This is a genomic window from Paraburkholderia sp. D15 (assembly GCF_029910215.1).
Taxonomy (GTDB): Bacteria; Pseudomonadota; Gammaproteobacteria; order Burkholderiales; family Burkholderiaceae; genus Paraburkholderia.
Genome location: NZ_CP110395.1, coordinates 2,240,872 through 2,261,640, shown reverse-complemented (window position 1 = coordinate 2,261,640; position 20,769 = coordinate 2,240,872). Strand labels below are relative to the sequence as shown.

Sequence of the window (20,769 nt, the reverse complement as noted above, 5' to 3'; positions counted from 1 at the left end):
GAGGGTGGCCTTCACGGCGCATCGCCGCCGCACCGCGCTTATTCCAACGCTGTGTCGTTCGGATTCGCGTACACCTTGCGCAGCGATTCGCTCATCGGGAAGTCGAACGTGAGGTTCTTCGGCGGGACCGGCTTCATGAACCATTTGTCGTAGATGGCGTCGATGTCCTTGCTTTTCATGACCTGCTGCATCGCGTCGTCGACCAGTTTCCTGAACTCGGGGTCGTCCTTGCGCAGCATGAAGCCGTAAGCCTCCGACGACTGCGGCGTGCCCACCAGCACCCAGTCCGACGGTTTCGCGGTCAACGAGCGGGCGCCGGCCAGCAGCACGTCGTCCATCATGTACGCGACGGCCCGGCCGGTTTCTAGCGTCAGACGCCCCTCGCCGTAGTCCTTGGCGCTGATGATCTGCATGTTCATCTTCTTCTCTTCGTTCATCTTTCTCAGGATGCGCTCGGACGTCGTCCCCTGATTGGTGACCACCGTCTTGCCCGCGAGGTCCGGAAAGTCCTTGATGCCCGAGTCCTTGCGCGTCAACAACCGGGTGGTGGCGACGAAGAACGTGTCGGAAAAGGCCACCTGGTTCTGCCGCGCGACGAGATTGGTGGTCACGCCGCATTCGAGATCCACGGTGCCGTTCTGCACCAGCGAAATGCGGTTCTGCGACGTCACCGGAATGAAGCGCACGCGCAGGTCGGCGCGTTTCGTTCTGAGCTTGACCGCGTCGATCACCTTGTTGCACAGGTCCTGAGAGAAGCCAATCACCTGATTATTGGCGTCCATGTACGAAAACGGCACCGACGTCTCGCGGTGACCGATCGAAATCAGGCCGGTGGTTTGAACCTTCGCCAAGGTCGGCGTCGCGTCCTGCGCGAACGCGCCGAAAGCGGTCGATGCCAGCACGGCCAGCAGCAGCAATTTTTCCCGGACCATCACATTCCCCAGTGTTGTCGAACGATCGTTAGCGGCACGCGACTGTGCGTGCCCAGAACCATATGTTGCCGTAAACAAAATAATGACAACATATGTTAACTACTGACACGCGAAAAGGAATCGACCCCGGTGGGGCGGTCGCACCGTCCGGCGGGCCAGAACGGAATTCGGCAATGCGTTGGGGCTATGGGATTACGGGGAGTTACGGGGAGTTAGGCGTGCCGCGAGCGCGATCCGGTGTGCGCCGGGGGCTGCGGCGGACAGCGGTCGTCGGGCGCGGCGCCGCGTAAGAAGCGGAAACACGCCTGTAGCCAAACTGTAGCGTGGCTTGCCTAGTATCTGTCCATCGCCATGCATCGACGAACGGAGGTGCCGGATGCTCAGCCATCATGAACTCGCCACACTCATGCTGCTTCGCGACACGGAGAAGCGTATCGAACCGCTGGACCCGGATGTACTCGCGCTGCGGCGCTACGCGCTCGTCGAAGTGCAACAGCGTCAGCCGCATGAAATGACGCTGCAATTGACGCGTCAGGGACGCGAGTTGCTGGCGCGCCTGCAGACCGGCGCCCGCTCGTGACGGGAAGAAAGAAAGCGAAGTGAGATGAAAGCGCAGCGAGCCGCGCGGATGTACGCGGCTCGTGCGGCTCGCGCTTATCGTGCCGACGCAGGCCTCGACGCGAGGTCCGCTGTGGCAGCCGCTGTGGTAGCCGACGCCGTAGCCGGCTTCGATGCCGAAGCCGTGCTCGACGCTGCCGCGACACCCGGCGCCGGCTGGCTGCCATTTTCCTGCCAGCCGCCGCCCAGATTCTTGATCAACGCCACGCTGCCTTGCGCGAGCAGCGACTGGCTGTCCTTCAGCGACTGCGCGGCCTGCAACAGCGTGAGTTGCTGCGTCAGCACGCTTTGCTCGCTCGCGGTGCCGGCCAGCAATTGCGCTTTCTGGCTCGCGAACAGCTGCTGATTGCGCTGATAGATCTCGCCATACGCCTGGGTCTGCCGTTGCAGATGATTGATCGACGACAGGCTGTCCTCGACGCCCTGGAACGCCGTCAGCACCGCGCCGCGATAATTCGCCACGTCCTGATCGTAGGTCGCGCGAGCTTCGTGTACCGCGGCGGTGCGTGCGCCGCCGTCGAAGATCGTCGCGGCCAGATCCGGACCGAGCGTCCACACGCGGCTCGGCAACGAGAACAGGTGCGCGAACGTGTTGTGTTCGAAGCCGCCTTGCGCGGACAGATCCAGCACCGGGAAAAACGCCGCCTCGGCCGCGCCGATCTTCGCGTTGGCGGCGGCGGCGGTGCGCTCCGCGCTGACCACGTCGTAACGCCGTTCGAGCAGTTGCGACGGCAACGCGAGCGGCACCGCCGGATTGGCGAACGTGTAGTCCGTTTTCGCCGGCAGCGAGAAACTGGAAGGCGGCACGCCGATCAGCACCGCGATCGCATGCTCGTCCTGTTCGCGCGTGGTCTCCGTGCTTTGCAGTTGCGCGATGACGATCTCCAGCGTGTCCTGCGCAACCAGCACGTCGTCGTTCGACGCCGTGCCTTGCAGATACGCGGTGCGGGTGATGTCGAGAATGCGCGCGTCGATGGTTTGCTGCTGTTTCAGCGAATCGATATCCAGATCGGCCTGGCGCAGCGCGAAGTAATCGGTGGCGAGCGTCGCCGCGATCGACAGGCGTTCGCCGGCCAGTTGCGCGTCGCTGGCTTGCGCGCTGGCTTTCGCCGATTCGACTTCGCGCCGCACTTCGCCCCACAGATCCGGCTCCCAGCTCGCGGCGGCCGTGACGCTCACCGAATTGCGGATGCCGGCGGTGGTGCTGCCGGTCGTGCTGCTGATGCCGGAACTCGCCGCGCCGTTGCCGGTGCCGCTGCGCGTGGCCGACAGCCCGGCGGTGATGACCGGGAAAAAGCTCGCGCGGTTCGCATCGACGGTGGCCTGCGCGAGCCGGTACGCGGCCTCGGCCGCGGCGATCGACTGGTTCGCCTTCAGCGAGCGGCCGATCAGACCGGTCAGCGTGTCGTCCTGATAGACCTCCCACCACGTGCTCGACAGCGATGCCTGCGGATCGGCCTGCGCACGCTGCCAGTCGACGCCTTCCTTGAAGGTGGCCGGAATCGCGACAGTCGGCTTGCTGTAGTCCGGCCCGATCGCGCAGCCGCTCAGGCACAGCGCGGCGAGCGCGGCCGTGGCGGACGAGACGGCGAGGGTGAGCCTCGTTACCTTGCTCTTCATGATGAAGCTTCCTTGCGATGACGGCGCAGACGCTGATACGCGCGGTCGAGCCACAGATAGATGACCGGCGTCGTATAAAGCGTGAGCATCTGGCTAAAAATCAATCCACCGATAATCGAAATGCCGAGCGGCTTGCGGAATTCGGAGCCGTAGCCCGAGCCGAACACGAGCGGCATCGCGCCGAGAATCGCGGCGCTGGTGGTCATCATGATCGGCCGGAAACGGATCAGGCACGCACGCGTGATGGCCTGCTCGGGCTTCAGGTTCTTCTGGCGTTCCTCGGTGATCGCGAAGTCGATCATCATGATCGCGTTCTTCTTGACGATGCCGATCAGCAGAATCACGCCGACCAGCGCGATGATCGACAACTCCGTGTCGGTCACCAGCAGCGCGATCAGCGCGCCGACGCCGGCGGACGGCAGCGTCGAGAGGATCGTCAGCGGATGCATCAGGTTTTCGTAGAGCATGCCGAGCACGATGTACACCGTCAGCAGCGCGGCGATGATCAGGATCGGCTCGCTCGCCACCGACTGCTGAAACACCTGCGCGGTCCCCGCGAAACTACCGACGATGCTGGCCGGCATGCGCAACTGCGCGACCGCCTCGTCGACCTGCTGGGTCGCCTGACCGATCGACGCGCCGGGTCCGAGATTGAACGACGCCGTCACGGCCGGGAACGTGCCCTGATGGTTGATCGAGATCGCGGTCTTGGCGATCGAGAATTGCGCCATCGCCGAGAGCGGCACCAGCGCGTTGCCGCTCGACAGCACGGCGGTGGAGGGCGTCACCGTGGCGCTGCCCGGGCCGGCGGCCGCCGCCGCGCTGGCGGCTGCCGCCGCGGCCGACGCCGCACGCGCCGAGGTCGCGACGCTCGGCGCGCTGGTGGTGCCGCCGCCGGTCGCGCCGCTGCCCGAGGTGGAGGCCGCGCCGGCCGGCACGTAGATCGCCTTCAGCGCGGCGGGATCGGTCCAGTACTCCGGCGCGAGTTCCATCACGACGTGATACTGGTTCGCGGCCTTGTAGATGGTCGACACCTGGCGCTGGCCGAACGCGTCGTACAGCCCTTGATCGATCGACGCGAAATTGACGCCCAGCCGCGCGGCCGTGTCGCGATTCACCGCGACGTTCGCCTGCATGCTGTTGTCCTGCTGGTCGGTGTTGATGTCCTGCAGCATCGGCAGCTTGTGCATCGCGGCGACGACCTTGGGCACCCATTTGTCGAGATCGGTCTGCTCGTCGGCGGTCATCGTGAACTGGTATTGCGCGCCGCTTTGCCGGCCGCCCACCGTGATGTCCTGCGCCGATTGCAGGAACAGGCGCGCGCCGGGAATATCGCCGAGCGTGCGGCGCAACTGCGCGATCACCTGGTCGGCGCTCGCCTTGCGCGGGCCGAGCGGTTTGAGCGTGACGAACAGCAGCGCGGTATTCACCGAGTTCGAACCGCCGACGAAACCGCCCACCGCCTGCACGTTCGGGTTCTTCAGGACCAGTTGATTGATCTTGAGGAATTTCTGCTGCATCGCGTGGTACGAAATGCTCTGCGACGCCTGTACCTGGCCGATCAGCCGGCCGGTGTCCTCCTGCGGAAAGAAGCCCTTCGGGATCACGATGTACAGCAGCACGTTGAGCGCCAGCACGAGAATCGTCACGATGCCCATCAGCACCGGATGGCGGATCACCCAGCCGAGCGTGCGCGCATAGAAGCGGTGAAAGCGCGAGTCGGGGTATTCGTTTTCGTCGTCGGCGTGGCCGGTGCTGCGCAGCGCGATGCTGGAGAGCATCGGCGTGACGGTCAGCGAAATCACCATCGACATCACGATCGCCACCGACAGCGATACCGAAAATTCGCGGAACAGCCGCCCGACGATGCCGCCCATCAGCAGCAGTGGAATGAACACCGCGATCAGCGACACGCTGATGGTCAGCACCGTGAAGCCGACCTCGCGGGCGCCGGTCAGCGCCGCCTGCATCGGCGGCTCGCCGCGCTCCATGTGGCGCATGATGTTCTCGACCACCACGATCGCGTCGTCCACCACGAAGCCGGTGGAGATGGTCAGCGCCATCAGCGACAGGTTGTTCAGGCTGAAGCCGAGAAAGTACATCACGCCGAAGGTGCCGAGCAGCGACAGCGGCACGACGATCGCCGGTACCAGCGTGGTGCGCCAGTTGCGGAAGAACGCGAAGGTCACCGCGGTGACGAGCAGCACCGAGATCGCCAGCGTGATCTCGACGTCCAGCAGCGACGCGCGGATCGTCGAGGTGCGGTCCATCAGGATGTTGAGCTTGATGGTCGGCAGGATCGACGCTTCGAGAAACGGCAGCGCCGCCTTCACGTTGTTGACCGTGTCGATCACGTTCGCGCCGGGCTGCTTGTAGACGATCAGCAGCACCGCCGGCTTGCCGTTCGACAGCCCGTAGTTCTCCAGATTCTCCACGTCCTGGCGCACGTAGCCGAGATCGGAAATGTGCACGACGTCGTTGCCGGTCTGCTTGACGATCAGCGGCGCGTAGTCCTGCGCGTTGTAGAGCTGGTCGTTCGCGCCGATGTTGTACTTCAGCGGCCCGACGCCCGCCGAGCCTTTCGGCAGATCGACGTTGGCGGTCGCGATCGCGCTGCGGATCTGTTCGAGACTGATGCCGTAGTGATTCACGCGGTCAGGATTCAGTTCGATCCGCACCGCCGGCAACGCGCCGCCGCCCACCGTGACGTCGCCCACGCCCGGCGTTTGCAGCAGCTTCTGCTGCAGCACCGTGGAGGCCGCGTCGTACAACTGGCCACGGGTCGCCGAATCGGACGTGAGACTGACGATCAGGATCGGCGCATCGGCCGGATTGACCTTGCGGTAGGTCGGATTGCCGTCGAGGTTGGCGGGCAGGTTGGTGCGCGCCGCGCTGATCGCGGCCTGCACGTCGCGCGCCGCGCCGTTGATGTCGCGGTTCAGATCGAACTGCATTGTGATGCGGGTCGCGCCGAGCGAGCTGACCGAGGTCATCTGCGTGACGCCGGAAATCTGCCCGAACTGGCGTTCGAGCGGCGTGGCGACCGAGGTCGCGACGGTGTTCGGATCGGCGCCCGGCAGGGTGGCCTGCACGCTGATGGTCGGGAAATCCACCTCGGGCAGCGGCGCGACCGGCAACAGCTTGAACGCCAGCGCGCCGAACAGCGCGATGCCGACCGCGAACAGCGTGGTGGCGACCGGGCGCTTGATGAACGGTTCGGACAGGTTCATCGCGCGTTACTCCACCGGCGCGGGTTCGCCGCCGTGGCCCGGCGCGTCATCCTGGCCGCGTTTGCCGTCACCTTCGCCGTCACCTTTGCCATCACCCTTGCCGCGCTTGCTGAAGCGGTCCTCGACGCGATGCATCGCGAGATACATGACCGGCGTGGAGAACAGCGTGAGCAACTGGCTGATCACGAGGCCGCCGATAATCGCGATCCCCAGCGGATGCCGCAGCTCCGAGCCCATGCCGGTGCCGAACGCGAGCGGCACCGCGCCGAACAGCGACGCCATGGTGGTCATCAGGATCGGCCGGAAGCGCAGTTCGGCGGCGCGGCGGATCGCCTCGACGGCGGGCAGGTTTTCGTTGCGCTCCAGCTCCAGCGCGAAGTCGATCATCATGATCGCGTTCTTCATCACGATGCCGATCAGCAGCACGATGCCGATCAACCCGATGATGTCGAACTGCGTGCCCGTGATCACCAGCGCGAGCAGCGCGCCGAGCGCCGCCGAGGGCAGCGTCGAGAGAATCGTCACCGGGTGGATGAAGCTTTCGTACAGCACGCCGAGCATCAGGTACACGACGATGATCGCCGCGCCCACCAGGAACGCCTCGTTCGACAGCGACGACTGGAAGGTCGCCGCCGTGCCTTCCAGCGACGCCTGCACGGTCAGCGGCAGCCCGATCTGCTTCTCGATGTCGGCGAGGCGCGTCACGGCGGTGCCGAGCGTATAGCCCGGCTGCAGATTGAACGACACGTCCGCGTACGGGAACTGGCCCTGGCGGTTGATCGTGACCGGCGCGTGGATCAGCTTCATGGTCGCCATGCTGGCGAGCGGCGCGACGCCGCCCGCGGCCGTATCCACGTAGAGCCCGGAGAGCAGATCGGACAGGTTGCCGGAGGTCTTGTCGGCGACCAGCACCACGTGATACTGATTCAGCTGCGTGTAGATGGTCGATACCTGGCGCTGGCCGAACGCGTCGTACAGCACGTCGTCGATCGCCTGCGGCGTGATGCCCAGGCGCGACGCGGTCGCGCGGTCGAAGCTCAGCTGGATCTGGTTGCCTTGCTGCAACGCCTGGCTCTGCACGTCGGCGAAGGCCGGGTCGTCCCTGAGCGCGGCGATCAGCTTGCCGGTCCATTCGTTCAGCGTGTCCGGGTCGGTGGCTTGCAGGCCGACGCGGTAGCTGGTGGTCGAGATCGTGTCGTCGAGCGTCAGGTCCTGCACCGGATGCAGGAACAAACGCATGCCGGCGAGACTGCCGGTCGCATCCGAGAGCCGGCGGATCACCGCCGCGCTGCTGTCGCGATCGCCCTTGTCCTTCAGATTGATCAGCACGGTGCCCTGGTTGAGCGTCGGGCTCGTCTGGTTGATGCCGACGAACGAGGACAGGCTCGCGACCGCCGGGTCCTTGAGCAGATCGCCGACCAGTTGCTGCTGCTTCTGCACCATGTACGGAAACGAAATGCCCGGCGCCGCCTGCGAAATCCCCTCGATCAGCCCGGTGTCCTGTTCGGGGAAGAAGCCCTTGGGCATCAACAGCAGGATCGCGAACGTCAGCGCGGCGGTCAGCGCGACCGACAGCAGCGTCAGCGCGCGATGCTCCAGCACCCAGCCGAGACCCTGCACATAGCGGCGGTTCACCTTGTCGAAGAAATCGACGCGGTGTTCTTCCTCGTGCTCCTTGAACATGCGCGAGCACATCATCGGCGTGAGCGTCAGCGACACGAACGCGGAGATCACGATCGCGATGGCCAGCGTCAGCGCGAATTCGCGGAACAGCCGGCCGACCACGTCGCCCATGAACAGCAGCGGAATCATCACCGCGATCAGCGAGACCGACAGCGACACGATCGTGAAGCCGATCTGCTTCGAGCCTTTCAGCGCGGCTTCCAGCGGCTTGTCGCCGGCCTCGATGTAGCGCGTGATGTTCTCGATCATCACGATCGCATCGTCGACCACGAAGCCGGTCGCGATGGTCAGCGACATCAGCGTCAGGTTGTTCAGCGAGAAGCCGAGTCCGTACGCGACCGCGAGCGTGCCGATCAGCGACAGCGGCACGGTGACCGCCGGAATCACGGTCGCGGCCACCTTGCGCAGGAAGATGAAGATCACCATCACCACCAGCGCGACGGCCACCGCGAGCTCGTATTCGACGTCGGTGACCGACGCGCGGATGGTCTGCGTACGGTCGGTCAGCACATCGACCTTCAGCGTGGCCGGCAGGCTCGCGCGCAGTTGCGGCAGCAGCTTCTGCACGCGGTCCACCACCTCGATCACGTTGGCGCCCGGCTGCCGCTGGATGTTCAGCACGATCGACGGCCGCGTGCCGGTCCACGCGGCCTGCTGCACGTCCTCGGCGGCCTGCACCGAGGTCGCGATCTGCGCGAGCCGGATCGGCGCGCCGTTTTTGTACGCGAGCACCACGTCCGGGTACTGGTCGGCGGATTGCAACTGGTCGTTCGCGCCGATCGAATACGCCTGGTACTTGCCGTCCAGATTGCCCTTCGCCTGATTGACGTTGGCGTTGCCAAGCGCGGTGCGCACGTCGTCGAGCGACAGGCCGAGCGAATTCAGCGCGCCGGAGTTCGCCTCGATACGCACCGCCGGACGCTGGCCGCCGCTGATCGTCACGAGACCCACGCCGGAGATCTGCGAGATCTTCTGCGCGAGGCGGGTGTCGGCGAGGTCTTCGATCTTCGTGAGCGGCAGCACGTCCGAGGTCAGCGACAGCGTGAGCACCGGCGCGTCGGCCGGATTGACCTTGCTGTAGACCGGCGGGTAGGGCAGGTTGGCCGGCAGATAGCTGGCCGACGCGTTGATCGCCGCCTGCACTTCCTGTTCGGCGACGTCGAGCGAGAGCGACAGATCGAACTCCAGCGTGATCACCGAGACGCCGTTCGAACTGGTCGAGTTCATCGTCTTCAGGCCGGCCATTTCGCCGAGCTGCACTTCGAGCGGCGCGGTGATCGACGAGCTGACCACGTCGGGACTCGCACCCGGATACTGGGTGTAGACCTGGATGGTCGGGTAGTCCACCTCGGGCAGCGCCGAAACCGGCAGCAGGTGATAGCCGAGCAGGCCGGCGAGCAGCACGGCGATCATCAGCAACGAGGTGGCGATCGGCCGCTCGATGAAGGGGCGCGAAATATTCATGGAGACCGGCCGTTAGTTGGACGCGGGAGCGGCGGACGCGGCCGGCGAGGCCGAAGCGCCGGATGCCGCGGACGTACCCGATGCCCCCGACGCGCCCGATGCCCCGGCCGGCGTCGCCGCCACCACCCGCACGGTCGAACCGTTGTCGAGCTTGTCGGCGCCGTCAGTCACCACGCGCTCGCCGGCCTTCACGCCGCCGTCGAGAATCGCGGTGTTGTCGCCGCTCACCGGGCCGGACTTCACGTTGCGCAGCGCCACCTTGTTGCCCGCGCCGACCACGAACACGAAATCGCCGTTGGTGCCGTGCTGGATCGCGGCGGTCGGAATCACCGGAATCTGGTTCAGCGTGTCGGCCTGCATGCGCGCGTTGACGAACTGGTTGGGGAACAGCGTGTCGCCGGATTGCGGGAATTCGGCCTTCACCTTGATCGTGCCGGTGGTGGTGTCCACCTGGTTGTCGACCGCGAGCAGCGTGCCGTGCGACAGCAGGGTCTTCTTGTCGCGGTCGTAGGCGAGCACGGCGACCGCGCCGCGCGACATCGCGCGGCGGATCTGGCCGAGATAGTCCTCCGGCACCGCGTACACGATGGTGGCCGGCTGCAGTTGCGTGATGACGGCGAGACCGGTGGTGCTGGTCGTCGTCACGTAGTTGCCCGGGTCGACGAGGCGCAGGCCGACCACGCCGTCCACCGGCGAGACGATCGTGCAGTAGCTGACCTGGACCTGCAGGTTCTTCACGTTGCCGGTGTCGGAGACGACCGTGCCCTGGTCTTCGTTGACGGTCGCGACCTGCGTGTCGAGCGTTTGCTGGGTGATCGAGCCGACCTTGATCAGTTGACGGTAGCGCTGCAGATCGAGCTGGGCGTTCGCGAGCGCGGCCTTGTCATGCGTCAGCGTGCCTTGCGCCTGCACCAGTTGCGCTTCCAGCGCGCGCGAGTCGATGCGCGCGATCACCTGGCCGCGGCGCACGAACTGGCCTTCCTTGAAGTCGACCGAATCGAGAATCCCGTTGACCTGGGTGATCACGGTCACGGTGCGCGTCGGCGTGACCGTGCCGAGCGAATCGATATAGACGGGTACGTCGGCCAGTTTCGCCGCGACCGCCGACACCGGCGTGCCGGGTGGCGCCGCCGGCGCCTTGCGCGCGGGATGGCGGAACACGAGCAACCAGACGGCCACCACGATCAGCAGCACGAGGACGGCGAGGGCCGGCCATTTCAGGTTGGTTCTTTTCACGAGTGCCTCGGCGAGTCGAGCGGGTTCAATGCGGAGTAACGGAGTAACGGCGTCAGGGCGCCGCCCGTGTGGACGCGATGGCCATGACAACGACAATGGCAATGGCGATCGTGACGGGGCGGCTGGCGCGTCATCCTCTGCAACCACCATGCCAGGCGTGAAATGCCGATGCGTCGTGACTTGCGCCGCACTCTCGCGCGCGGCGTTGTCGCGATTCACGACGCGAGGTGTCGCAAATCAGGACAATGGCGGTGTCGTCGCACGCGACATGGCGGCGAGCGCTCGCGTGACACGGCGGTCATGACGGCCTGGCGCAACCCTTCCGGCGCGGCGGCTCGCGCGGCTGCAACGCACGCCGCAGGACCGCCGCGCCATCCATCGCGGTACGATGGATTCGCGCTGGCATACCATTCGCATCAGGGAGCGCGGCGGACGGAGACCGCCACGAACATCACAGGACAACAACATGCTTCGATCGTTACGCGGCCGGCTGATCGTGCTGCTTGCACTGCTGGTCGTCGCGGCGGGCGCGACCGCCTGGCTGATGGTGGGGCTGTTCCATCAATCGGCGGCGGCGCAGGTCGGCCAGGCCGCCGCCGAAAACGCGCGCGCGTGCGACGCGATCGTGTCCGCCTACCGTCTGCATAGCGCCGACTGGGCCGGCGCGTCGCCCACGCTGAACGACGCCGCCGCGCGCGGCCGTCTGACCGCGCTGGTGCAGAGCGTCCTGAGCAACCGGCAGGGCATCCAGGGCGGCATCTGGCATGCGGATACCGGTTCGCTCGCCTACGCCTTTCCGACCTACGACGGCGCCGCGCCGCGCACCGATCCACCCGGCGGCGAACTGCCACGCATCCGCGAGATCAACGCGGCGGCGCTCAGCAGCGATCACGCGGCGAGCCACCGCTACGGCGCGCGCTCGCAAACCCTGCTGATGGCCGCCTGTCCGTTGCCCGGACCGGTGCCGCATCTGACCGCGTGGACCATGACGTGGACCTTCACGTTCGCCGGCCGCAGCTACTACCAGTTGATGGCGGGGCAGGCGGTGCTGCTGGTGACGGTGCTGATCGCCGCCGCGCTGCTCACGCAATTGACGATGACGTGGTCGCGCCACGTCGCGCAGATCGAGACCGCGCTCAATTCGTACGACGTCGCCGACCTGCCGGTCTTGCCGCCGACCCGCGAACGCGAACTCGACCGCATCGTGCTCGCGTTGAACGAAGCGGGCCGGCGGCTCTCGGCCGCCCGGCAGCGCGGCGATACGCTCGCGCGGCAGATGGCGACCGCCGAGCGGCTCGCGGCGATCGGCCGGGTCGCGGCGGGTGTCGCGCACGAGATCCGCAACCCGATCGCGGCGATGCGGCTGAAGGCCGAGAGCGCGGTGGCGGGCGGCGCCGAGCGGCAGCCGCAGGCGTTGCGCGTGATTCTCGGCGAGATCGAACGGCTCGACGCGCTGGTGCGGCGCCTCTTGAGCATCACCGAACACGACGAACCGAAACGCGAGCTGATCGAAGTCGGCGCGTTTCTCGACGCGTGCGTGGCCCAGCATGCGGAGCGCGCGGCGGCGAAAAATCTGAGCATCGCCAGTTCGGCCGAACGGCAGGAGGCGCGCTTCGATCCGGATCAGTTGCAACGCGCGCTCGACAATCTGATTCTGAACGCGATCAACGCGGCGCCGCCCGGCAGCCACATCGACGTCGCCGCGCAGCGCCGTGCCGGTGCCCTCGTGCTGTCGGTGCACGATCGAGGCTCGGGACCGCCCGCCGATATCCAGGACCACCTGTTCGAGCCGTTCGTCACCGGACGGCCGGACGGCACGGGTCTGGGGCTGTCCATCGTGCGGGAAGTCGCGGTCGCGCACGGCGGCGGCGCCCGTTTCACGTCGACCGAATACGGCACTACTTTCGAGATCACCTTGCCATGCCCCACATCCTGATCGTCGACGACGACGCCACCATGCGCGACGCGCTCGCCGAAGTCGTGATCGACCTCGGCCACACCGCCTGTCTCGCCGCCGACGGCTTGCGGGCGCTCGAACTGCTCGATACCGAGCCAGTGAGCGCGATGATTCTCGATCTGCGCATGCCGGGCATCGACGGACTGGAAGTGCTGCGCCGCATGCGCGGGCGGCCGGGCGCGCCGGCCGTCACGGTGCTGACCGCGCACGCCACCGCGTCGAACACGATCGAGGCGATGCGGCTCGGCGCGTTCGATCACCTGACCAAGCCGATCGGCCGGGCCGATCTCGCGCAGGTGCTACAACGCATGCTGTCGAGCGTGGCCGGGCCGGGCGCGAGTTCGCCGGTCGCGCAGGCCGACGCGATCATCGGTTCGAGCGAGGCGATGCGCACCGTGCAGAAGACCATCGGCGTGCTCGCCGACAGCGACGCGACCGTGCTGATCACCGGCGAAACCGGCACCGGCAAGGAGGTGGTGGCACGTGCGATTCACGAGCACGGCCTGCGTCACGAGCGGCCGTTCGTCGCGGTGAATTGCGCGGCGATTCCCGGCGATCTGCTGGAGAGCGAGCTGTTCGGTCACGTGCGCGGCGCGTTCACCGGCGCGAACGCGGAGCGCGACGGCGCGTTCCGCCAGGCCGCGCACGGCACGCTGTTTCTCGACGAGATCGGCGACATGAACATCGCGATGCAGGCCAAGATATTGCGCGCGTTGCAGGAGCGGGTAGTGGTCCCGGTCGGCGGCAAACCGGTGCCGGTCGACGTGCGCGTGATCGCCGCGACGCACCGCGATCTGCTGCGCTGCGTGCGCGAAGGCACGTTCCGCGAGGATCTGTTCTACCGGCTGCACGTGGTGCCGATTCATCTGCCGCCGCTGTCCGCGCGGATCGCCGACATCGTGCCGCTGGCCGAATATTTTCTGACGCGCGCGGCCACGGGCAAGCGGCTCTCGGCGGATGCGGCGGCGTTGCTGATCCGCTTCGGCTGGCCCGGCAACGTGCGCGAACTGAAGAACGCGATGGAGCGCGCGGCGGTGATGGTGCGCGGCGAGTACATCCACGCGACCGACCTCGCGTTTCTACGCGACGCACGCTCGCCGCAAGACCCGGCGCTGGAATTCGACTGGCCCGACGAAGACCTGCCGTCGGCGCTCGCGCGTCTGGAGGAGATGCTGATCCGCCGCGCGCTGCGGCACAGCGGCAACAACCGCACCGATGCCGCGCGCCGGCTGAACGTAAACCGCCAGTTGCTTTACGCGAAGCTCAAGCGTTATGGCATCGACGAGGTGGAGCCGGGGCGCGAGGGCGAGGCCGGCTCCAGCAACGCGTAGGTCGTGCCGATCGATGCGCTCGCCACGACCTGCAGCGCGACCTTGCGCTCGGCGACTTCCGTGCCGTTCACGTACAGCGTCGATTTGACCGGATACGCACCCTGCGGCACGCCTTGCGGCATCGGGATGGTGAAGCTGCTGGAGAACGCGCCCGCCGACGCCGTCTTCGCGACCGGCTTGCGCACGGACTTGGCGACGCTGCCGTCCGGCTTGTAGATGGTCGCTTCTTCCTCGATCACGGGATCGGTCGCATCCTGCCGGCCCTTGACGACTTCGATATACGAATTCAGCGTGGCCTTGTCGCCGGCGGAGATCGACGACGGCGTGAACGACGTCGTGTATTTCACCAGCGAAGCCTGGTCCGGCAGGCGGCCGTTGTGCGCGCTCCGGTAGTCGGCCTGGGCCTGTTGCGCGGTCTTGATCTGTTTCGCCTCGTAATCGACGGCGGCGCAGAGCAGCGCCGCGACGCCCGCGCCGATCGCCGCGCCCGCCACCTTGTTGCCGCCGGTGACGACCGCGCCGAGCACGCCGCCCGCCACCGCGGCGATCGCCGGGTTGCAGGAGAGGTTGGCGAGCGGCGAAGGGCCGCCTTCGGTCGCGCAACCCGCCAGCATCGCGGTGAGGGTGACGCTCGCGAAGAGACGCGTCGAAATCTGGGTAACGTGCATGGTTTCCTCTTGTTTTTGTCGATGCGCTGACGTGGCCGCGTCAGCCTTAGTCTTGATCAATCTCAGTCCTGCACCTGCACCCTGCATCAGCCGACGGCCGTGCCGCAGTGGGCGCAAAAGCGCGAACCGGGCTCCAGCGTCTCGCCGCAGGCCTTGCATTGCGGCTTGGACGGTGCCGGCGTCTGCGTGTGTGCTGGCGTCTGCGTGCCGTGCTCCGCGGCGGCATTGCCGCCCAGCGCGTCACGCAGTTTTTCCGGTAGCAGACCGGCGCCGCCTGAATCGCTGACCTTGTTCAGCGAACCCGACAGCGCGATCTTCTCGATGTCGCGCTGCGAGGTCGGCGCCACCACCACGGTCTGCTGCTGCGCGCATTGTTCGAGCAGCGTGCGCAACTCGCGCGCTTCGTCGGGCAGGCCGCGCATGCCGACGATCATCCGGCGGTGATCGCGTCCGAAGGTCACGGAATCGATTTCCGCGACCCATACGCGCACCGACATGTCGTGCACCGCGACCACATCGCTTTCGGTCCGCACGCGATCGGTGAACTGCGAGCCGAGGTTCATTTTCGAGCGCTGGAAATTGCCGTCGAACTGTACCCACACGAGTTTCGACAGAAAGTCGAAGCGGGCCCACAACATATGGCCGGCGCGCAGGCAGAAGGCGCCGACCGCGAGCATCGCGCTGCCGAAGGTCGCCCAGCCGAGGACCGCGGAACGATCGTCGCCATAGGCCGAGGAAAACTCCGCGGCGAACCACAGCAGACAGATCACGGCGAGCGCGACCAGCGCGACGCCGAACGCGTTCAGACTGACCAGCCAGCGATAGCGCGGCTCGGTGAACGCGCGCTTGAGATCGACGCGACGCATGTCCTCGCGCGGCAACGGCTGGGTCTCTTCGAACAGCTGGCCGGTGAATTGCCCCGATTGACCGGTGACATCCGGCGTCTGGCGCGCATAGCGCCGGTTCGGAATCTGTTCGACCCAGCGGCGCTGCATGTGACGCTCGAGTTCGTCGAGCAGTTGCTTGGGCTGGCCGTTCAGCGACACCGTCGCCAGTTCGCTGCCCATGCTGGTCTTGGGCGCCACCACGGTCTGACGGATCAGCGCGACGAAGAACAGCAGCACCGCTACGATTGCGCACAGCAGCAGCGCGAAGGTCTGCGTGGTGAGCGGCAGCCAGCTCAGATCGGGCAGATGCGCGGACATGAGCGGCACGACGATCGGCGCGAACACGGCGATCAGCAGCAGGCCGATCAAGCCGGCCGGGCCGAGCGGGGTCGTCTGATGGCCTTGCTGCTCCATCGGCTTGAGCAGCAGGAAGAACGCGAAGCCGAAGAACAGCAGCGCGACCCAGGTGCGGTCCGAACTGCTGTCGAAGCCGATCGTCGCGATCAGGAAGCTCAGCAGCGTCGCCACCAGCGCGAGACCCGATTCGAATTGCGACTGCGCGAGCCGGCGGATCGGCACCGGCGCGTAGATCAGCGCGGGGATCAGCGAATACAGCAGGCCGTTGAGCGCGCCTTTCGGCTCCTCGAACCACAAGGCGCCGGAACGCATGCGTTCCTGCAGATTGGCGGCGCCGTTCATCACGCCGTCCTGATTGCTGGCGGGAATTTCGCCGGCGAGACCGAGCGGCTGACCGCGGCCGAAGTAGAAGCGCAGTTGCATCATGCCGATGCGCGCGTAGTTGATGCCGCTGCCGAGCAGGAAGACGCCCATGGCAAGCGGCAGGAATGCCAGAGCGCCGCGATGCGCCGCGAGGTTATGGCGGCTCAGCAGCAGCGCCGCGAGACCGCCGACGAACAGCAGCAGCGCGGCGGCAAAGCGGAACCAGTTTTCGACCCGGAACGGATTGGGCAGATTGAGGCGGTCGCCTTCGGAACTGAACTCATACGACATGGCGGACTCCGGACGGGATCATTGCGGGATCATTCGATCGACATGCTGTTCAGCGCGCTTTCCTGCGCCGACTTCGAACGACGGCGCAGCGAGAGCGCCGCGCTGTTGTGAGGGTCGAGTCGCAGGACGGCATCGGCATTCGAGATCGCACAATCGTACTTCTTGCTGCCGAAGCAGCCGTTGCCGTCGGCGAGACTGCCGGCGATCGCCGCGCGGATCGTGGCGTTCTGGCCGGCGTCGGGCGAGCCGGTCGATCCGACAGGCTGCGTGGCCGGTTTGCGCGGCGGTTTCGCGTGTGCCGGTGGTGCGTTCAGCGCGGCCGCGACATCGTGCGGGGTGTTGCTTGCCGATGCGCTGGTGGAAGCAACCGGTGTGCCGTCGACAGGCGTTTGAGGCGGCGTTTGCGCGGCGGTTTGCGTGGGCGCCTGGGTGAGCGCTTGCGTGGGCGAGGGCGGCATCGACGGTTGTGTGGACGGCGTGGCGGCGATAGGCGTCGCATCGACCGCCGGCAAGGATGCCGCGGCCGAGTCGACCACGTTCGCGGGGCCGCCGGCGTTCGATTGAAGCGTCGTGCCGGACGCGCCATTGACATCCTGCGTGGCGGAAACGACCGGCGTACCGGATGCGCCGCCGCTACCGGTTGTCGCGACAGGGGAGGAAGCGCCGGTGTCGAGCGCTTCGGCGGTGGCATGCGCCACGTGTTGCGAGCGGATGAACAGGCCCGCGCCGATCGCAACAGCCAGAACGGCCACCGCCGACACGCCGATCACCAGCGCCTTGCTGGACTTCCTGTCGGGGGCGCTCGCGGAGTTCGCCCGCGTCTCGGGTAAGGAACCCGACGCGGACGAGGTGGACTGCGATTCGCTCGATGCCGGCGATGCAATCGTCGCGGATTCGCTTGGCGTGGGTTCCCCGGACGATGCGGCTGCCGGAACCGGCTCCCGAGTCTCGTCCGTCTCGACGATGGGCGCCAGGGGCGCGGTCTCATATGCCTTGTGTTCGACAAAATCGAAACGGCACGAATGGCAAAAGCGCTTATCGGCAACGCGCACGGTCGCGCACTGCGGGCAGGTCTCGACAGGGCGAGCTTCCTGCGAAAGCTGTTGCGCGTCCGCAGCGGGCGTTTCCGAAACGTTCTGCCTGGCCGCGTGCTCCGCTTCTGCCTGCGCAGCGGCACGTGCTTCAGCCTCGCGTTGTTCCACCGCACGCGCTTCTTCCGACTGCGCTGCCGCACGTGCTTCAGATGCACGTCGCGCGGCGTCTGCCTTGGCCTCGACTTCCGCCTTTGCTTCAGCCTCCGCACGCGCCTGTTCGTCGGCCGGCGTCACCGTGACGCCAGGCGTGGCCGTGCCAGGCGCATCCAGCGTCGAAAAATCGAACCGGCATTGCCGGCAGAAGCGCTTGCCGCCCACGCGCGGCGTCGCGCATTGCGGGCAGGGCGCTGCCGCGGGTTCGCTGAATGCCTGTTGCTCCAGCGGCTGCGCCCGCGGTTGCTCCGGCGCGGGAACGGATGTTTCCTCACCGCGCGGCAACGGCGTGCCGCACTGTTTGCAAAACCGGGCGGACGGACTATTCGTCGATTCGCATTTCTGACAACGCATGCTAGGTCTCAATGATCGTGATCGGGCATTCGGGGATGAAGCTCGGGGTGCGCCGCGTCATCCGACGCGATGAAAACGCGCCTTGCCGAAAAAACCGAAGGAGAGGTACAGGTGATCGTCGTCGATCAGCTGGATGGTCGCGAGCGTCGAGCCGTCCGCGATCTTCACGCGGATGCGCTTGCTGTCGGCGCGGTCTTTTTCATAGCTGACGGGCACGGGTGCGCCTTGCAGCAACGCGCTGTCGGGCTTGAATTCCAGCATGCCCAATTTGTCGTTGTCGTCGCGCCATTTCCCCATCAGCGAGGGATTCGAACCGAACAGGCCGGACACCATCGAGCGAAGCCGGGCGAACAGGCCGATGTCGCCGGCGGCTTCGTCGTCGGTTTGGGCATTGGCGTTCGCCTGCTGGAGCGCACGGCGTGCGAGGGTGCCGGCCGGCGAGTCCGTCGCGTCCGCTGGGTCCGCTGCGTCCGCTGCGTCCGGTTTATCGCCGTTCGCGGCATAGCCGTAGCCGGTGGCGTTGTCGACTTCCCAGCCGTGCTCACCCTTGACGAGCGCGATGCTACGGGTCCTGGGCAGATCCGCGAAGCGCTCGGGCACCGCGCCTTGCGCCGCGGGCGTCTGGATCCATGCGTCGGCGTGACGATAGGCGTACCAGTAGACGCCTCGCGTGTGCCATTGCTTGCCGAGCTTGACCGGCTTGGCGAATTCCACCGACGCGACCGACAGGCCCTCCGCGAAACACAGCTTGCCGTCGTGGATTTTTCGTTCGCCTTCGGCCGTGTGCGCGTACTGCAGACTACCGCCGAAGATCGCGTTGTCGTTGACCCGTTGCGGCGGCGTGTAGAGACCCGCCTGCGTCAGCACGGCCATCCACCGCTGCGTGCCGATGTCGAAACCACCGACGTTCACAGGATTCTTGCCGTAGTCGAAATTGCTCAGGCAGGTTGCTTGCGCAACCTTCGCCGGGTTGGCGTTGAGCAGCGTTTCGATGTCCGCGGGCGTGGGCGTGGCGGGCGGTTGGGTGAGCCAGAAGGCAAGGCCGCCGGCGATGGCCAGTCCAGCCAGCGCGGCGCCACCCCATCGCGCGGTCTTGCGCCAGTCGATCTCGACGGCACCCGGCGCGGGCAGCGGCGCCGGCGATCCGGCGCTCGCCGCCATGCCGGGCTGCGCGCGCGACGTGGCGTGAGCTTGCGCGCTCACCGCCTGCTGCGCGGCGCGCGGCGGACGAACCGGCGTGCCGCACGCGTCGCAGAACTTCGCGTCGGCATCGAGCGTCGCGCGGCATTGAACGCAGAACTTCGCCATTACGCGCCTCGCGGCAGATCGGCGCCGCATTCGCCGCAGAATACGTCGCCCGGTTCGGCGGCAGCGCCGCACTGCGGGCAGGCGTGGCTGGCCGTGGTGGCTTGCGTCGCGGACGTGGGCGGCGTCAGCGCGTCCGATTCGCCGGCCGTCGGCATCGGGCCGATCGGCTCCGGTGCGTACGGCGTCGCGGTCAATGCCGGGCCGGTCGGACCTGCCTGGCTCGCGGCCAGATTCAGGAAAATGCGGCAGGTGCCGGCGAGATACACCATCAGCGGGAACGTGTAGGCGAGCGCAGCCAGAATGCCGACGCCGGCCAGCGTCGCGAACAGATAGCCGCTCATGCCGCCCACACCGCCGGAGAACATCGAGTACACGTTCGAGCGGAAGCCGATGATGCCGCTGCCCAGCGCGGCGACGAACGCGGAGCCGCTGAACAGGATCGCGGAGGCGATAAAGGCGACCACGCCGACGACGAGCAGCAGCACGAGTTGCTGCACGATCGGCGGCAACAGACGGCCGATGTTCAACGCGCCGCGATTCAGACCGAGCACGCCGAGCGCCTGGCGCACGCCGTAGCCTTCCCAGAACGCGGGCGCGGCAAGCGGATTGACGATGAACACGAAGGTGAACCACAGCATGCCGGCGACGACCGACGCGAGCGGGTACACGACCGTGTACAGCAACGGCCCGAGCACCGGGATCTTGCAGACGAGCAGCACGATCGCGAGCGCGATCATGAAGACGACGAACGCGGCGATTTCGATCAGGAAGACGCCGAGCAGTTTAGGCAGCGTCAGCAGGCCGGCCATCAGCGCGGCGCGCGTGCTCAATGGCGGGCGTTGCTGGATCTGGTCCATCAGGATCTTGCCGGCCGCCGATACGCCGGTCGCGACGAGGATCAACGCGCACAACCAGCCGATACCGCTGAACAGCAGGCCGATCGCCACCGCGTCGTTGGCGACGAGTCCCGTGGCGGCCGTGGCAAACACGCCGGCCACGATCAAGGCCGAAATCGCACAACCGAGGAACAGCGTGATCGCCCGCGTATTGCGTGCGGCGTCGACGGCTTCGAGCACAACCAGCGATCCGTGAATCGCGTCTTTCGATGATGACATCTTTTCCCCGGAAAACAGTTTTTAATGATGGACCGGCGGGGTCCTTATGGAAAACCTTCGGCGCAATACGAAACGCGCGCCAATGCGACATTACGGCGCCGAAACGGA

Annotated in this window: 13 protein-coding genes; 3 read left to right on the top strand and 10 right to left on the bottom strand. The window is 66.6% G+C overall.

What is annotated here, in order from left to right:
- Positions 1 to 38: 38 nt before the first annotated feature.
- Positions 39 to 932, bottom strand: a complete 894-nt coding sequence (locus LFL96_RS09715; protein ID WP_280995046.1) for a glutamate/aspartate ABC transporter substrate-binding protein — start codon at positions 930 to 932, stop codon at positions 39 to 41.
- A gap of 376 nt (positions 933 to 1,308) precedes the next feature.
- On the opposite strand from LFL96_RS09715, the gene LFL96_RS09710 reads away from it, so the two are divergent.
- Positions 1,309 to 1,512 carry a hypothetical protein gene (locus tag LFL96_RS09710; protein WP_280995045.1) on the top strand — a complete coding sequence of 68 codons (204 nt, stop codon included), beginning with the start codon at positions 1,309 to 1,311 and terminating at the stop codon, positions 1,510 to 1,512.
- Between the two features lie 74 nt (positions 1,513 to 1,586).
- On the opposite strand, the gene LFL96_RS09705 is transcribed toward LFL96_RS09710, so the two are convergent.
- The 4 genes from LFL96_RS09705 to LFL96_RS09690 are packed head-to-tail and all read right to left on the bottom strand — an operon-like array spanning position 1,587 to position 10,783.
- On the bottom strand, positions 1,587 to 3,170 hold the full coding sequence (locus LFL96_RS09705) for an efflux transporter outer membrane subunit (RefSeq protein ID WP_280995044.1): 1,584 nt from the start codon (positions 3,168 to 3,170) through the stop codon (positions 1,587 to 1,589).
- Positions 3,167 to 6,400, bottom strand: a complete 3,234-nt coding sequence (locus LFL96_RS09700; protein ID WP_280995043.1) for an efflux RND transporter permease subunit — start codon at positions 6,398 to 6,400, stop codon at positions 3,167 to 3,169. The genes LFL96_RS09705 and LFL96_RS09700 overlap by 4 nt, the downstream gene beginning before the upstream one ends.
- Positions 6,401 to 6,406: 6 nt before the next feature.
- On the bottom strand, positions 6,407 to 9,547 hold the full coding sequence (locus LFL96_RS09695) for an efflux RND transporter permease subunit (RefSeq protein WP_280995042.1): 3,141 nt from the start codon (positions 9,545 to 9,547) through the stop codon (positions 6,407 to 6,409).
- A gap of 12 nt (positions 9,548 to 9,559) precedes the next feature.
- Positions 9,560 to 10,783 carry an efflux RND transporter periplasmic adaptor subunit gene (locus LFL96_RS09690; protein ID WP_280995041.1) on the bottom strand — a complete coding sequence of 408 codons (1,224 nt, stop codon included), beginning with the start codon at positions 10,781 to 10,783 and terminating at the stop codon, positions 9,560 to 9,562.
- A gap of 466 nt (positions 10,784 to 11,249) precedes the next feature.
- Between LFL96_RS09690 and LFL96_RS09685 the strand changes: the two genes are divergently transcribed.
- Together LFL96_RS09685 and LFL96_RS09680 are read left to right on the top strand one after the other, a co-directional pair.
- The gene (locus LFL96_RS09685; RefSeq protein ID WP_280995040.1) at positions 11,250 to 12,719 is read left to right on the top strand and encodes a HAMP domain-containing sensor histidine kinase; all 1,470 of its coding nucleotides are present in this window, start codon (positions 11,250 to 11,252) and stop codon (positions 12,717 to 12,719) included.
- A complete protein-coding gene (locus LFL96_RS09680; protein ID WP_280995039.1) occupies positions 12,704 to 14,071 on the top strand; it encodes a sigma-54 dependent transcriptional regulator in 1,368 nt (455 codons plus the stop codon). The genes LFL96_RS09685 and LFL96_RS09680 overlap by 16 nt, the downstream gene beginning before the upstream one ends.
- Here LFL96_RS09680 and LFL96_RS09675 read toward each other — a convergent pair.
- The 5 genes from LFL96_RS09675 to LFL96_RS09655 all read right to left on the bottom strand — a co-directional run bounded on the left by LFL96_RS09675 (position 14,011) and on the right by LFL96_RS09655 (position 20,661).
- A complete protein-coding gene (locus LFL96_RS09675; protein ID WP_280995038.1) occupies positions 14,011 to 14,739 on the bottom strand; it encodes a hypothetical protein in 729 nt (242 codons plus the stop codon). The genes LFL96_RS09680 and LFL96_RS09675 overlap by 61 nt on opposite strands.
- An 86-nt stretch (positions 14,740 to 14,825) precedes the next feature.
- The gene (locus LFL96_RS09670) at positions 14,826 to 16,637 is read right to left on the bottom strand and encodes a zinc ribbon domain-containing protein (protein WP_280995037.1); all 1,812 of its coding nucleotides are present in this window, start codon (positions 16,635 to 16,637) and stop codon (positions 14,826 to 14,828) included.
- Between the two features lie 29 nt (positions 16,638 to 16,666).
- Positions 16,667 to 18,238 (bottom strand): zinc ribbon domain-containing protein, encoded by a 1,572-nt coding sequence (locus LFL96_RS09665; protein WP_280995036.1) that lies wholly within the window; start codon positions 18,236 to 18,238, stop codon positions 16,667 to 16,669.
- Between the two features lie 57 nt (positions 18,239 to 18,295).
- Entirely contained in the window at positions 18,296 to 19,546 is a 1,251-nt protein-coding gene (locus tag LFL96_RS09660) for a zinc ribbon domain-containing protein (RefSeq protein ID WP_281000529.1), read from the bottom strand.
- Entirely contained in the window at positions 19,546 to 20,661 is a 1,116-nt protein-coding gene (locus LFL96_RS09655) for a zinc ribbon domain-containing protein (protein WP_281000527.1), read from the bottom strand. Before LFL96_RS09655 ends, LFL96_RS09660 begins: the two co-directional genes overlap by 1 nt.
- Between the last annotated feature and the right edge of the window lie 108 nt (positions 20,662 to 20,769).